This window comes from Mesorhizobium sp. P3_A2 (genome assembly GCF_056403115.1).
The window spans coordinates 450,106-464,104 of record NZ_JBFUGC010000001.1 but is presented as its reverse complement, the minus strand read 5'-3'; the positions used below and the strand labels follow the sequence as shown (position 1 = coordinate 464,104).

General features: G+C 63.1%; 11 protein-coding genes and 1 other RNA gene. 7 read left to right on the top strand and 5 right to left on the bottom strand.

What is annotated here, in order from left to right:
• The first annotated feature begins 59 nt into the window (after positions 1 to 59).
• Complete coding sequence (locus AC1DXM_RS02210; RefSeq protein ID WP_477231544.1) at positions 60 to 1,001, top strand: LysR family transcriptional regulator; 942 nt, start codon at positions 60 to 62, stop codon at positions 999 to 1,001.
• A gap of 37 nt (positions 1,002 to 1,038) precedes the next feature.
• Here AC1DXM_RS02210 and AC1DXM_RS02205 read toward each other — a convergent pair whose 3' ends face one another.
• On the bottom strand, positions 1,039 to 2,268 hold the full coding sequence (locus AC1DXM_RS02205; RefSeq protein WP_477231543.1) for a lytic murein transglycosylase: 1,230 nt from the start codon (positions 2,266 to 2,268) through the stop codon (positions 1,039 to 1,041).
• A 32-nt stretch (positions 2,269 to 2,300) separates the two neighbouring features.
• Positions 2,301 to 3,098, bottom strand: a complete 798-nt coding sequence (locus AC1DXM_RS02200) for a glycoside hydrolase family 25 protein (protein ID WP_477231542.1) — start codon at positions 3,096 to 3,098, stop codon at positions 2,301 to 2,303.
• Positions 3,099 to 3,335: 237 nt separating this feature from the next.
• On the opposite strand from AC1DXM_RS02200, the gene AC1DXM_RS02195 reads away from it, so the two are divergent.
• Positions 3,336 to 4,715 (top strand): serine hydrolase domain-containing protein, encoded by a 1,380-nt coding sequence (locus tag AC1DXM_RS02195; protein WP_477231541.1) that lies wholly within the window; start codon positions 3,336 to 3,338, stop codon positions 4,713 to 4,715.
• Between the two features lie 65 nt (positions 4,716 to 4,780).
• Here the strand turns inward: AC1DXM_RS02195 and AC1DXM_RS02190 are convergent, their stop codons facing one another.
• The 3 genes from AC1DXM_RS02190 to AC1DXM_RS02180 all read right to left on the bottom strand — a co-directional run bounded on the left by AC1DXM_RS02190 (position 4,781) and on the right by AC1DXM_RS02180 (position 10,574).
• A complete protein-coding gene (locus AC1DXM_RS02190) occupies positions 4,781 to 5,494 on the bottom strand; it encodes a class I SAM-dependent methyltransferase (RefSeq protein ID WP_477231540.1) in 714 nt (237 codons plus the stop codon).
• On the bottom strand, positions 5,491 to 6,738 hold the full coding sequence (locus AC1DXM_RS02185) for a BtaA family protein (RefSeq protein WP_477231539.1): 1,248 nt from the start codon (positions 6,736 to 6,738) through the stop codon (positions 5,491 to 5,493). Before AC1DXM_RS02185 ends, AC1DXM_RS02190 begins: the two co-directional genes overlap by 4 nt.
• A 143-nt stretch (positions 6,739 to 6,881) precedes the next feature.
• Complete coding sequence (locus AC1DXM_RS02180; protein WP_477231538.1) at positions 6,882 to 10,574, bottom strand: hydantoinase B/oxoprolinase family protein; 3,693 nt, start codon at positions 10,572 to 10,574, stop codon at positions 6,882 to 6,884.
• A gap of 175 nt (positions 10,575 to 10,749) precedes the next feature.
• Between AC1DXM_RS02180 and AC1DXM_RS02175 the strand changes: the two genes are divergently transcribed.
• From AC1DXM_RS02175 to rnpB, 5 genes are all read left to right on the top strand, one after another.
• Positions 10,750 to 10,950, top strand: coding sequence for a hypothetical protein (locus AC1DXM_RS02175; RefSeq protein WP_477231537.1), 201 nt, complete (start codon positions 10,750 to 10,752; stop codon positions 10,948 to 10,950).
• Positions 10,951 to 11,160: 210 nt separating this feature from the next.
• Positions 11,161 to 11,880, top strand: a complete 720-nt coding sequence (locus tag AC1DXM_RS02170; protein WP_477231536.1) for a TerB family tellurite resistance protein — start codon at positions 11,161 to 11,163, stop codon at positions 11,878 to 11,880.
• Positions 11,877 to 12,644, top strand: a complete 768-nt coding sequence (locus tag AC1DXM_RS02165; RefSeq protein ID WP_477231535.1) for an N-acetylmuramoyl-L-alanine amidase — start codon at positions 11,877 to 11,879, stop codon at positions 12,642 to 12,644. The genes AC1DXM_RS02170 and AC1DXM_RS02165 overlap by 4 nt, the downstream gene beginning before the upstream one ends.
• A 184-nt stretch (positions 12,645 to 12,828) precedes the next feature.
• Positions 12,829 to 13,533, top strand: coding sequence for a lytic transglycosylase domain-containing protein (locus AC1DXM_RS02160; protein ID WP_477231534.1), 705 nt, complete (start codon positions 12,829 to 12,831; stop codon positions 13,531 to 13,533).
• 50 nt (positions 13,534 to 13,583) lie between these two features.
• An RNA gene (rnpB, locus tag AC1DXM_RS02155) (RNase P RNA component class A) lies at positions 13,584 to 13,981 on the top strand.
• Positions 13,982 to 13,999 lie beyond the last annotated feature (18 nt).

Sequence of the window (13,999 nt, the reverse complement as noted above, 5' to 3'; positions counted from 1 at the left end):
GCCGGTTTCATCTGTCGGCGCCGATAATCGAGAAATAGGGTCATGCAACTGATCAGATAATGGCCTATTATCTGATTGGCTTGTTAATCCAGGGATACATAATGCGCGGCTCCGAATTCACCGAGCTCAAGGCATTCGCGGCAATCGTGGAAGAGCGTAGCTTCGTCCGCGCCGCCGCCCGGCTGCGTGTATCGCCGCCTGCGCTCAGCCAGTCGATCCGGCAGTTGGAGGCTCGTATCGGGGTCAGGCTGCTTAACCGCACGACCCGCAGTGTTTCACCGACCGCTGCGGGCGATACGCTGTTTGCCCGGCTGGCCGCCGCATTCGGCGAACTGGACGGTGCAGTTGCCGACGTTCAGGCCGGACGAGACCGGCCGGCGGGGTCGCTGCGCATCAACGTGTCGCGCGTCGCGGCGATGCGTTTCATCGCGCCTATCCTGGGAGACTTCCAGCGCGCCTATCCGGAAATCGCGCTGACGGTGATCGTCGACGACATGCTGACCGATATTGTCGAAGGCCGGTTCGACGCCGGGATCCGTCTCGGCGAGCGGCTGCAGAAGGACATGGTGGCAGTCAAGCTCAGCGAGGATCTGCAAATGGCGGCGGTGGCTGCCCCGGCGTACCTTGAAGGCCGCGCAATTCCCCGTCATCCCCAGGATCTGCACCAGCACCAATGCATCAATTTTCAGTGGCCGGGCGGCGGCAACATCTACCGGTGGGAGTTTTCGCGCGGCAAACGGGTTCTTGAAATCGCGGTCCAGGGCAGCCTGACGGTCAACGACACCGAGCTGATGCTGAATGCGGCGCTGGGTGGAGCAGGTGTCGCCTACATGATCGACTATCAGGTCCAGCCGTCGATCGCGGCTGGCAGGCTGGTGAGATTTCTTGAGCTCTGGTCGCCCAGCTTCCCAGGCTTCTTCCTGTATCACCCAAGTTCAAGACACGTCCCGCCGGCTTTGCGGGCATTTATCGATTTCGTTCGGGCAAGGAGTAGGGAATAGGGAATGCAGCTTGGGGAGATTCTACTGCCTACTCACTTCACAATTTCCCCAAAAGCTCCGGCGTCGGCCAGCCGTCGACCGGTAGCCCAAGCCGCATCTGTTCCTTGCGGATAGCCTCACGGGTGTTGGTGCCCAGAATGCCGTCGACCGTGCCGACATCGTAGCCACGCGCTTCGAGCTTGGTCTGCAATTCCTTCATCTGGTCGCCATTGAGCCCGGTTTCGGGATTGCGCGGGTCGAACTGCTTTGCCCCTGCCAGCCGTGCCGCGAGGTTGGCGGCAGTCAGCGCGTAGGTGAAGGACTGGTTCCACTCGAGATAGACGTCGAAATTGTCATAGGCGAGGAAGGCTGGGCCCTTGCGGCCCATCGGCAGCGCCAGGCCGGCCTTGAGGCCGTTGTCGATCAGCGGCGTGCCGTCGGGATTGGTAACGCCCCATTGAGCCCATTGTGACAGCGGCAGCTTGTTGGTGCGGCCGGTCTGCTCCCACGGCATGTCCTCGGGCACACGCACTTCCTCGATCCAGGGCTGGTCGCGTTTCCAGCCGCGCGACAGCACCTTGTTGGCCGTGGTCATGATCACGTCGGGCACGCTGCTCCTGAGGTCGACGATGCCATCGCCGTCGCCGTCGACGCCGCGCGCCAGATAGTCGGAGGGCAGGATCTGCGTCTGGCCAACCTCGCCGGCCCAGGCGCCGGTGACGTCGGCCGGCACGACGCCGCGATCGATCAGCATCAACAGCGGCACCAGTTGCGGCCGAAACAGCTGCGGGCGGCGGCAGTCATGCGACAGCGTCACCAAGGCGCTCAGCGTGTGGAAATCGCCTTGCACGGCGCCGAAATCGGTCTCCAGCCCCCAGAAGGCGGCGATGATCGGCGCCTGGACGCCGAACTGCTGGTCGGCGCGGGCAAAGACGTCGGCGTATTTCTTCAGGTTGGCCGCGCCCTGCTTCAGCCGGTAGGCCGAGATCATGCGGTTGGAGAACTGGATGAAGGTCTGGGCGAAGACGCCCTGGGCGCGATCGCGCGCCAGCACCTTGTCGTCGATGGAAGCGGCTTCCAGGGCGTTAAGGCCGATAGCGCCGACGCCGGCTGCCTTGGCTTCCGCCGCCACGCCTTGTTTCCAGGCTTCGAAGTCGCCGCCGCATTCCTGCGCTGCCGCCGGCATGGCCGCGGCGCTGAGCAGCAGGGCCGCGAGCAGCCCGGAGCGCAGTCGGTTCTTCGACTGTTTCCGGCCCTGATATCCCTGTGGTTGCAAATCGGTTCGCATGGACCGTCGAAAAGCAGGCGGCAGCGCCGGTGTCAATGCGTGTTCTGCCGCAGCCACTTTTTCCAGGCAGCTTCGCTGCCGTTGAAGACGTTGATATCGGATTTGCCGGTCATGCCGGGAACGATGCCGGTGCCGGTGTATTGCCAGAAGGTGAACGGGTGGCTGCCATATTTCTGGCGGGGGTGGCCGGCGACCGAGCGCAGCCAGTAGGGATAGCCGCGGAAAGTCGAAAGGTCATTGTCGTCAAAGAAGTCGACCGAGGTGTAGATGATCGGCTTCTTGCCATAGTGCCGTTCGACGATTTCGAGAAAGGTGGTCATCTCCGCGCGCACCGTCGCCGAATCCGGACGCAGCCGGCAGGTCGGCGATTTCGGGTTCCATTCCATGTCGAGCACCGGCGGCATGGCCGAACGGTCGACGGGCACGTTCTCGATGAACCAGCGCGCCTGGGTGGCGGCCGGCGTGCAGAAATAGAAGAAATGGTAGGCCGCGCGCGGAATGCCATTGGCCTTTGTGCGGGTCCAATGCTCGTTGAAATACTCGTCGAAACGATCGCCGCCCTCGGTCGCCTTGATGAAGGCGAAGGAGATGCCGTTGGCCTTGGCTGTCGGCCAGTCGACCGACGTCTGGTACTTTGAGACATCGGTGCCGTGAACGGCGTAATTCCAGGGCGCGCCGCTGTCCCATTCATGCGGCTTGGAGTCTTCGAAGCGCGGTGCGCGCACCGCAACCGTCGGGCTGCTCGAAGGCGACATCGACGGCACGAGATCGCCGGCGGTCGAGCAGGCGGCCAGCAGCGTCAACGTGATGAGGGCCGCGAAACGGCGCATCGCATTTCTCGAGCCGGAATCAGCCGGTCGCTGTTGGGTTTTGTTGTTGCGGGTGGCCCCACCAGACCAGACGATCGCCCCACAGCATCGCCCGATTCTCCAGTGATCGCCGATCATGGTTGATAACAGGTTGACGGCGCTCAACAAGAACACCGATTTTGCGGAAGCAATGGCGGCAAATCGATGACATAAGTCGAGCCGCAAGCCACCGGGCAGCGGAAAAGCAGGGACTAAAAGATGCGGGCCGTCGTGAAGATCATCAAATGGCTGCTTGGCCTGGTCGTGCTGGCGGTCGCCGCATTGTTTGCCTGGCTCTACATCGCGCCGCCGGAACTGATCCGCGTCGGTGCGGGCTATTCGGCCAAGATCGTCTGCTCGAATGTCTTTATCGCCGGGCGTGACCCCAACGAGGTGCTTGCCGTCGACGTGCAGGCACCGGGCCATCCACTGCTCAGGTTTATGAAAGTGTCGGTCGACAAGAACAGGGGGACCGTCTCGGCCGGGCTGCTCGGCTTCCTCGGCAAGAGCGTTGCCGTCGCGCGCCACGGCTTGGGTTGCGCCTCGGTTCCCGATGGCGATGTCGGCAAGGTACGGCGCACGACAATCCCTGCCGAAGCGTCGGCGACCACCAAGGGCGATCTGTGGCCGGAGGGAGATCGGGTCGATGCCTCGCAGAATCCCGAGATCGGCAAGATCCTCGACGATGCAGGGATGACCGGAACCGGCATGCGAGCGGTGGTGGTGGTGAAAAATGGCCGCATCGTCGCCGAGCGCTATGGCGACGGGTTTTCGGCGAAGACGCCGCTGCTGGGCTGGTCGATGACCAAGACGGTCAACGCTGCGCTCGTCGGCACGCTGGTCAAGGACGGCAAGATGGCGGTGACCAATCAGGGCCTGTTCGGCCCCTGGAAGGCCGACGGCCGCGCCGCCATCAGCCTCGCAGACATGATGGCGATGTCGAGCGGGCTGGAGTTCAACGAGGATTATGGCGATGTCGCCGATGTAACGCGCATGCTCTATCTCGAGCCCGACATGGCGGGCTTTGCCGAAGCCAAGCCGCTGACCGGCGACGTCGGCAAGGTGTTTTCCTATTCGAGTGGCACAGCAGTGATGCTGTCACGGCTGTGGCAGGATGCGATCGGCGACAAGGCGAAGGCGCTGGCTTGGCCGCGAACCGCACTGTTCGCGCCGCTTGGCATGCAAAGCGCGGTGCTCGAAACCGACGAAGAGGGCACCTTCGTCGGCTCATCCTATCTCTACGCCACGGCGCATGACTGGGCGCGCTTCGGCCAGTTTCTGCTGCAGGGCGGGGTGTGGAACGGCAACCAGATCCTGCCGGCCGGTTTCGTCGACTGGATGCGCGAACCGGCGACCGCCTCGAAAGTCTACGGCAAGGGCCAGCTGTGGATCGAAGCTCCCGGCGACGAGGAAAATCCTGGCGCCGGCGTCGCTGCCGGCCTGCCCAAGGACACTTACTGGATGGAGGGCCATGACGGCCAGACGGTCGCCATCATCCCGTCGGAGCAGTTGGTGGTGGTGCGGCTCGGGCTGACCCCGGCCAAGCTCGGCTACCGGCCGCAGGTGATGCTTGGCGCGCTGCTGAAGGCGCTACATTAGCTCCCTTTACCCTCCCCTTGATGGGGWGGGTCGGCGCGCAGCGCSGGGGTGGGGTGCCTAGCGCTTCACCCCACCCGCGCCTTCGGCGCGACCTCCCCCATCGAGGGGGAGGTAAGGTTGTGCGATGCGATCACGGCGAGCCAGGCATAACCGCGATAAAGCGTGCGGAAACGGAAGGTTGCGCCGGTTCGCCGAGATTCCGATTCCAGGACTTCGCGCAATGATTCACGCGGGGTGACATGGAACTTTTTGAGCCAACCGCGCAACATGGTCCGGAACCAGCGCGGCAGGCCTTCCTGCTGGCCGAAATCGACGACATGCAATGAGCCGCCGGGCGCAAGTGCGGCGAGTGCTGCTGAAACCGTCTTTTCCCAACCGGGGATCATAGACAGCGAATAGGACACGAAGATGCGGTCGAAACGCTCGACGCCGAACAGTGTCTTGGCGTCGAAATCCGTGGCATCGCCGCGCGCCAGCACGACGCGGCCGGACAGGCCTTCGCGCCCAATCGCCTTGCCGGCGGTCTCCAGCATCTCGGCCGAGATGTCGAGGCCGTAGAAACGGGCATCGGGGTAGCGGCGGGCGGCAAGGGCGATGTTGCGGCCGGTGCCGCAGCCGAGTTCGAGCGCGGTTCCTTTCGCCGGCACATCCAGCTCCGATATCATCTGGTCGCGGCCGAGCAGGTAATATTTGCGGGTCAGGTCGTAGATGTGGCGCTGCCAGCGATAGACGCCGTCCATCAGTTCGGCATGGCCGGCCGGCAGCTCGCTCGTGCTCATGCGGCGCGCTTCACATAGAGGTGGAAGCCGCCATAGATCGCCGAGCGGTCGCGGGCCGAATAGTCGCGCGAGGCCTCGTCCTCGTAGTTCCACTGGTCGAGCAGCGAAGTCGAGACGCGGCCGGGCAGCAGGCTGGGTTCGGCGGCGGTGCGGAAGATGACGCGGGCGCCGACCGAGGCGGTGCGGGTGATCTCCGACCACAGCGCGTTGAGCTGGTCGTCGGTCATCCAGTCCTGCGCGTCGAGCAGGATGAAGCGGTCGACGGTCCCGGCGTCCTTGCCAGCCAGGAATTCGATCAGATTGGCGTGGTGGATGCCGACGCGATCGACATTGTTGCGGATCGCTTTGTAGTTGGCCTCTTCGAGATAGGCGGGCAGGGCGGCCTCACCAGGATTGGGATAGCGGCGGGCGAAAGCCTGCCAGGCGAAGTAGTTGTTCTTCAACGGAAAATCGCAAGCGAGCTTTTCAAGCCGGGCCTTCAGCACGCTGGCCATTGAGCCGTCGCCCGAGGTGATCAGCGAATCGTACTGTGCCGGTGGAATGCCGAGACCGAACAGCGACGCCTTGCGCGAGGTCGCCCAGCGCAAGAGCTTCTTGTCGAAGACCGGCGCCAGCTCTTCGTTGAAGAAGCGGCGCTGGTCGGCGATGCTCTTCGACGCCATGATCCCGGCGGGGTCGACACCGAAGAATTTGGCGGTGCGATGTCCCATGGCGATGAACAGGCCGAGCAGGCCGGTCTGGTAGAAGTTGCGGTCGAAGACGGTGATGCGCCGGCGGCCGCGCCAGTTGCGGCGCTCCCAGTAGTGGCGGCTGACCGGATCGAGATGCGGCGCGATGAAACGGTCATAGGCTTCCGAATTATGGCTGGTGTCGGCGGCACCGAAGAAGCGGAACAGGTCGCCCTGCGAAGGCAGATGCCGCACCGCCTCCAGCTTCATCCGGTTCAAGGCGATGTGGGCGGCGTTGAGATCGACCGCATCGACGCGTTCAGGCGACCGGGTGAGGTAGGCCAGGATGTTGCAGCCGCCGGAGGCGATGGTGACGACGCGGTGCCCCTGGCCAAGCTGCATGGCCTCCATGTCGACTTCAGGGTCTTCCCAGATCTGCGGGTAGACGAGGCCGGAAAACAGCAGCGCAAACAGCCGCTCGGAAAGGCCGGCCTTCGACAGCGGGCGGTTCTGGTAGACGGCTTTTCCAACTTCCTTGCCACGGCGAAAGACCAGATCTGCCGAAACGTCCGTCATGGCTAATGATTCCCCGTTTGCTTTGGCGCAAGCGGGTAGCGCAGCGTCATGACAGGCCAGTGACAGGCTGTTGACGCTTCAGCTTGTTGTTTTGATGCAAGTCGCTTTCCCAAATCGGATGAACAATTTTTGGGCGACATGCACTAATCTTGGCCAAACCCTCCCGGCGTCGGCGTCGTCAGGATGACGGCGTCACCGGCGTCGAGCACGGTCTGGTCGCAGGCCATCAACGTCTCGATGCTGCCGTCCTTGCGCCGCACCTTGGTCGAGCCGACCTCGCCGTCGCCGCCGCCGTCCAGACCTTGCGGCGGGCGGTTGCGGTGCGAGGACAGGATGGCGCATTCCATCTTTTCGAGGAAGCGGATCGTCCGCCTGGTGCCGTCGCCGGCGTTCCATTTGCCTTTGCCGCCGGATCCCTCGCGGATGTGAAAATCCTCGAGCAGGACGGGAAAGCGCAATTCCAGCACTTCCGGATCGGTGAGGCGGGAATTGGTCATGTGGGTGTGGACGCCGGAGGTGCCGGCAAAGCCGCGGCCGGAGTTCATCTGCCCGGCCGGCGAGCCGGAACAGATCGTCTCGTAATACTGGTACTGCTTGTTGCCGAAGGTCAGGTTGTTCATCGTGCCTTGCGCGTTGGCCATGGCGCCCATGGCGCCGAACAGCGCGTTGGTGACATGTTGCGAGGTCTCCACATTGCCGGCGACAACGGCGGCGGGATAGCTGGGTTTCAGCATGCAGCCGTCGGGGATGATGATGTTGATTGGCCGCAGACACCCGGCATTCATCGGTATCATGTCCTCGACCATGACGCGGAAGGCGTAGAGCACGGCGGCGCGGGCGACCGGCTCGGGCGCGTTGAAGTTGTTCTTCATGACAGGCGAGGTGCCGGTGAAGTCGACGGTCGCTTCGCGCTTTTGCCGGTCGACCGTGATCTTCACCTTGATGACTTGGCCGGTGTCAGTCGGGTATTCATATTCTGATGCGTCGGGCAGCCGCTCCAGCACGCGGCGCACGCTTTCGGCGGCATTGTCCTGGACATGGCCCATATAGGCCTCGACGACATCGAGGCCGAAATGGGCGACCATCTTGCGCAGTTCCGCCACGCCCTTTTCATTGGCTGCGATCTGCGCCTTGAGGTCGGCAATGTTCTGGTGCGGGTTGCGCGCGGGGTAGGGGTGGTCGGTGAGCAGCGTCTGCAGTTCCGCCTCGCGGAATTTTCCGCGATCGACAACACGGAAATTGTCGAACAAAACGCCTTCTTCGTCGACCGTGGTGGCAAGCGGCGTCATCGAGCCGGGGGCCGTGCCGCCAATGTCGGCATGATGACCGCGTGAGGCCGCCCAGAACAGGATTTCTTTCTCCGCATCATCGAACACCGGCGTCACCACGGTGATGTCGGGCAGATGCGTGCCGCCATTGTAGGGGGCATTCAGCGCAAAGACGTCGCCGGGATGGATGTCGCCGGAGTTCAGCCGGATGATGGTCTCGACCGATCGGTCCATGGAGCCGAGATGCACTGGCATGTGCGGCGCGTTGGCGACCAGCGCGCCGTGACGGTCGAAGACGGCGCAGGAAAAATCCAGTCTTTCCTTGATGTTGACGGAATAGGCAGTGTTCTGCAGCGTGACGCCCATCTGCTCGGCGATCGACATGAAGAGGTTGTTGAAGACCTCCAGCATCACCGGATCGGCTTGGGTGCCGAGGGCCGCAGCGCGCACTTTCCGTTCCGTGCGGCGAATGACGACGTGATTGAGATTGGTGATTTCGGCCCGCCAGCCCGGCTCGACGACGATGGTCTGGTTCGGCTCGATAATGAGAGCGGGTCCCGCGACCAAATTGGAGGGGCGCAGGTTTTCGCGGCGATGGATGCCGGCCTCATGCCACCGGCCTTCGGTGTAGATGCGCCGCGTTCCGGAAGCGCCGGCTTCAACCCGTGCAGGTCCTGCGGGCGCATAGGCTTCGGCCCTGGCCTCTGCGATTTCGCTGCCTTCGACGCCAACCGTCTCGACAATCATCGGCTTGTTGTCATAGACGAAACCAAACTGCGCCTTGTGGGCGATCTCGAAATCGCGCCTGGCCTGAAAGATCGAGTCCTGCTCGAAATTCACCGGCAGCGTCGTGTCGGTGCCGTCGTAGCGGATGTGCAGAACCGGCTTTGCGGCAACTTTATCCTCGGCGATGCCTTGCGCCGCGAGTTCGGCGATGACGGCCTTTTTCAACGTGGCAATGAGGCTGTCGATCTCTGACCTGGACTCTTCCGCCAGCGGCTTGAGCAGCGCCTGCTGGCGTGAAGCAAAGACCGATGACAGGCCGATGCCATAGGCCGACAGCAGGCCGGAGAAGGGGTGGATCAGCACCGCTTCCATGCCGAGCGCGTCGGCAACCAGGCAGGCATGCTGGCCGCCGGCGCCGCCAAAGCAGTTCAGCAGATATTCGGTGACGTCGTAGCCGCGCTGGACGGATATCTTCTTGATGGCGTTGGCCATGTTCTCGACGGCGATGGTGACAAAACCTTCGGCGACGGCTTCTGGGGCGCGGCCGTCGCCGATTTCGGCGGCGAGTGCGGCGAATTTTTCGCGTACCGCGGTCGCATCCAGCGGCTGGTCCTGGCCGGGGCCGAAAATTGCGGGGAAGAAATCGGGCTGCAGCTTGCCCAGCATCACATTGGCGTCGGTGACGGCGAGCGGGCCGCCGCGCCGGTAGGCGGCCGGGCCGGGATTGGCGCCGGCGGAGTCCGGGCCGGCGCGGAAGCGGCCAGCTTCGTAGTGCAGGATCGAGCCGCCGCCGGCGGCGACCGTGTGGATGCGCATCATTGGCGCACGGATGCGCACGCCGGCGACCTCGGTGTCGAAGGCGCGCTCATACTCGCCGTCATAATGGGCGACGTCGGTCGAGGTGCCGCCCATGTCGAAGCCGATGACTCTCTCGAAGCCGGCGAGCTTCGCCGTTTCGACCATGCCGACGACGCCGCCCGCCGGACCGGACAACAGCGCATCCTTGCCCTGGAACATGTCGGCGGCGGTGAGCCCGCCCGACGACATCATGAACATCAGGCGAGGGGACTGGCTGATCTCCCCCCTCGTGGGGGAAACGCCCGGCAGGGCAGAGGGGGGCGTGACAGAATAAGGCGCTGGCGGGACGGCGCCCAGTTCGCCCGCCACCCTTTGCACATACCTCGACAGGATCGGCGAGAGATAGGCATCGACCACTGTGGTGTCGCCGCGACCGACCAGCTTGATCAGCGGCGAGACCTCATGGCTGACCGAAATCTGCGAAAAGCCGATCTTCCGGCAGACTTTCGCCACCGCCTTCTCGTGGTCGGGGTATTTCCAGGCATGCATGAAGACGATCGCCACCGCTTCAATGCCGTCGGCGCGGGCCTTTTCGATCGCGGGACGGCAGGCGGCGATGTCGAGCAGGCGCTCGACATCGCCATTGGCCCGCACGCGTTCGTTGATCTCGATGACCCGCTCATAGAGCTGTTCGGGAAGGATGATCTCCTTGGCGAAGATATCCGGCCGTGCCTGGTAGGCGATCTTCAGCGCATCGCGAAAGCCCTTGGTGATCAGCAAGAGCACGCGGTCGCCCTTGCGCTCCAAGAGCGCATTGGTGGCGACGGTGGTGCCCATCTTGATGTCGCCGATCAGGCCGGACGGAATGGCGGCGCCCGATTTCAGGCCGAGCAACTCGCGGATGCCGGCTATGGCCGCATCAGGGTAGGCTTCGGGATTTTCCGACAGGAGTTTTTTGGGATGCAACCCGCCGTCCGGGTCGCGCCCGATCACGTCGGTGAAGGTGCCGCCGCGGTCGATCCAGAAGTCCCATTTCTTGTCCACGCGCAACTCCGGCATTTCTTTTGGTTTCAAACTGTTAGTTCGCCGTCGCGCGGCCTGCAATCGGCCACAGGGATGTTACATCAGGAAACGCAACGTTACGAAACCCATGGCCGTCTGATGCATTTCCTCTTCGAGCGCTCACCGCAACGTGAGCGTGTTGTGAAGGAGAGATGGTATGAAAAAGCTCATTCTGGCGTCCGTTTCCGCTTTGGCCTTGCTCGGCGTTGCAGCCTGCAGCGACAGCGGCACGGACAACACCACCACCCAGAGCACCAATCCGCCAGCCGCCGAGCCCATGAAGCCGGTGACGCCGGATGCATCGAAGCCTGCAGAACCGGCTCCGGCAACACCTGCTCCTGCCGCCCCCGCGCAGTAGCAGCAGTCTCGGTCACTTTGATGTGACGAGAGAGGAGGCCGGCTTCGCGCCGGCCTTCCTGCGTTTAAGGCCGGGCTGGCCGTTTCGTGGGCTACGATCGGCTGATTCCTATGATTTGCGATCTGGCGCGTCAGTTGTTTGCGTAAATCGATCCACCCTGCGGCGCTGTCTTGGCTTGATAGCGGTGGCTGGCGGCCCTAATAAGCGCTCATGTCGATTTGGGATCGCCTTGGCGAGTTCATCAACCGCGTTTCCTCTTCAGCCAATTCGGGCGTCGCCGAAGTGGTCGAGGCCGTGCGAACTGTTTTTTCCGGCGATGCGGATCTGCGCCGGCGCGTTGCCTTCTCCGTGGCGATGATCGCGCTGTCGGCCAAGATGGCCAAGGCCGACGGTATCGTCACCCAGGACGAGGTTCGTGCCTTCCAGGAAATATTCGAGGTCCCGAGAGAGCAGACCCGCAACGTGGCGCGGCTCTACGATCTGGCTAAGCGCGACGTTGCCGGGTTCGAGACCTATGCCGAACGCATGGCGCAGATGTGCGGCTCGGGCCATTCGAACTGCGTCATGCTGGAAGACATACTCGACGGCCTGTTCCATATCGCCAAGGCCGATGGGCTGGTGCATGAACGCGAAGGCATTTTCCTGCACCGCATCGCCGAGATTTTCCGCATCGACGAGGTGCACTACGAGGCGATCATGGCCAGGCACGTCAATCTTGGCGCCGGCGACCCCTATGTCGTGCTGGGCATCGAGCGCGGCAAGCCGTTCGAGGAAGTCAGGAAGCGGTATCGCAAGCTGGTCTCCGACAATCATCCGGACCGGCTGATCGCGCGCGGCCTGCCGCAGGAGTTCATCAAGATCGCGACGACCAGGGTCGCGGCGATCAACGCGGCCTATGAAATGATCGAGCGGGGCCTTAGGCACGCATGAGCGGCTTCCTGCCCGACGAGCCAGGCGCCGAGGTCAGGGTATCGCCGAATTTCGGCCCGCGGCGCGAGACGCTCAGACCCGACATGATCGTGCTGCACTATACCGGCATGGCGACGGGTGCTGCAGCCGAAGCGTGGCTGTGCGACCCCGCCAGCGAAGTTTCCTCACACTATCTCGTCCACGAGGACGGCCGCATCGTCCAGATGGTGCGCGAGAGCGACCGGGCCTGGCATGCCGGCGCAAGTTCCTGGTTCGGGCGCACCGACATCAACTCCTGCTCGGTCGGCATCGAAATCGTCAATCCCGGCCATACGCTCGGTTATTCGGCCTTCCCCAAGCCGCAGATCGAAGCGGTGGTTGGCCTCTGCAAGGGGATAATCGAGCGGCACTCCATAGCGGCTCAACGCGTGCTCGCCCATTCCGACATCGCGCCGGGGCGCAAGATCGATCCGGGCGAGAAATTCCCCTGGAGGGTGCTGTTTGCGGCGGGGGTCGGCCATTTCGTGCCTGCGGCGCCGATTCGGCACAGCGCGATGCTGAAAGCCGGCGATACCGGCGCCGAGGTCGAGGCGCTGCAGTCGATGCTGGCGCTCTACGGCTATGGCGTGGAGATATCCGGTGTCTTCGACCGCCAAACCGAACTCGTCGTCGAAGCGTTTCAGCGGCATTTCCGGCCACGCTTGGTGGATGGCGTCGCCGACGGTTCGACGATCCGCACGCTGCAAAGCCTGCTGACTTCCCTTAGGTCAGCTGCGTCTAAATAACCTTTTCCTGATATTCGAGTTACAGCCTGTCACTGAAAGTGAATTGCCTCGCCTTGTTCGACACCAATTCGGCCATCAAAGGCAGTTCGTGCAAGTTATCGGACCTTCAGCCCCCCGAATGTTCCGATATTGATTAGGCGTTGCTGCGCGAAGATCTTCGCGTGGCCAGACAGAACAGGACCACATGCAGAAATTGACCGTTGTAACGGCAGCTATTGCTGCTGGCGTGATGACTTTTGCCTTCGGGGCGGCAGATGCTGCGCCACTGAGCCAAAGGGTAGACCAGGGCTTCGTAAACGCACCCGCCAAAACCGCCATGACGAAAGCGAACCCAAAAGCCAAAAGGGCAACCACCGCGAAAGTGCAGAAAGCAGCCGTGGTGAAGGACAGAAAAGCGACGGCCAAGAGGCATTTGAAGCGCGGCAGGAAGAGCATCGACCTGTCGACGACCGCGTCGATCGGCCCAAGCACCGCTGCGGAATCGACGGCGGCGGCCGCGCTCGGCGGCCAGTATTCGGCGATCATCGCCCGCTACGCGGCGGCCGAAGGCGTGCCGGTATCGCTGGCCAAGGCGGTGATCAAGATCGAGAGCAATTACCGGCCCAACATCGTCGGCAGCGCTGGCGAGATCGGTCTGATGCAGATCAAGCCGGCAACGGCGCGGATGATGGGTTACAGCGGTTCGGCCAAGGGCCTGTTCGATCCCGACACCAACATCAAATACGGCATGAAGTATCTCGCCATGGCGCGCAACCTCGGTGGCGGAACGACCTGCGGCACCATCCTGAAGTACAATGCCGGCCATGCCGCGACGCGGATGAATCCCGTGTCGGCCGCCTATTGCGGCAAGGTCAAGGTGCAGATGGCGGCCCTTGGATCTCCCGCATAAGTCTGCTTTTTCGTTTGCGTTTTGGAACGTGAACCCCTTTATACGCTCTGCCAGCTGGCCGGGCGGCCGCACCCGCAAAGCCGAAAGGCTGCGGGTGAGGAAAGTCCGGGCTCCATGGAGACACGGTGCCGGTTAATGGCCGGCGGGGGCGACCCCAGGGAAAGTGCCACAGAAAGCAAACCGCCACGATTTATCGGGGTAAGGGTGAAAGGGTGGGGTAAGAGCCCACCGCGCGACTGGCAACAGGAGCGGCACGGTAAACCCCACCGGGAGCAAGACCGAATAGGGACGGTGCGAGGGGAAACCTTCGAGGGCTGTTTCCGGCCCACCGTCCGGGTAGGTTGCGTGAGGCGCATGGCAACATGCGCCCAAGATGAATGGCCGCCACGTTCTCGCTCCGCAAGGGGCGAGGGCCATACAAAACCCGGCTTACAGGCCAGCTGGCAATTCTCCGCGATATCGAAGA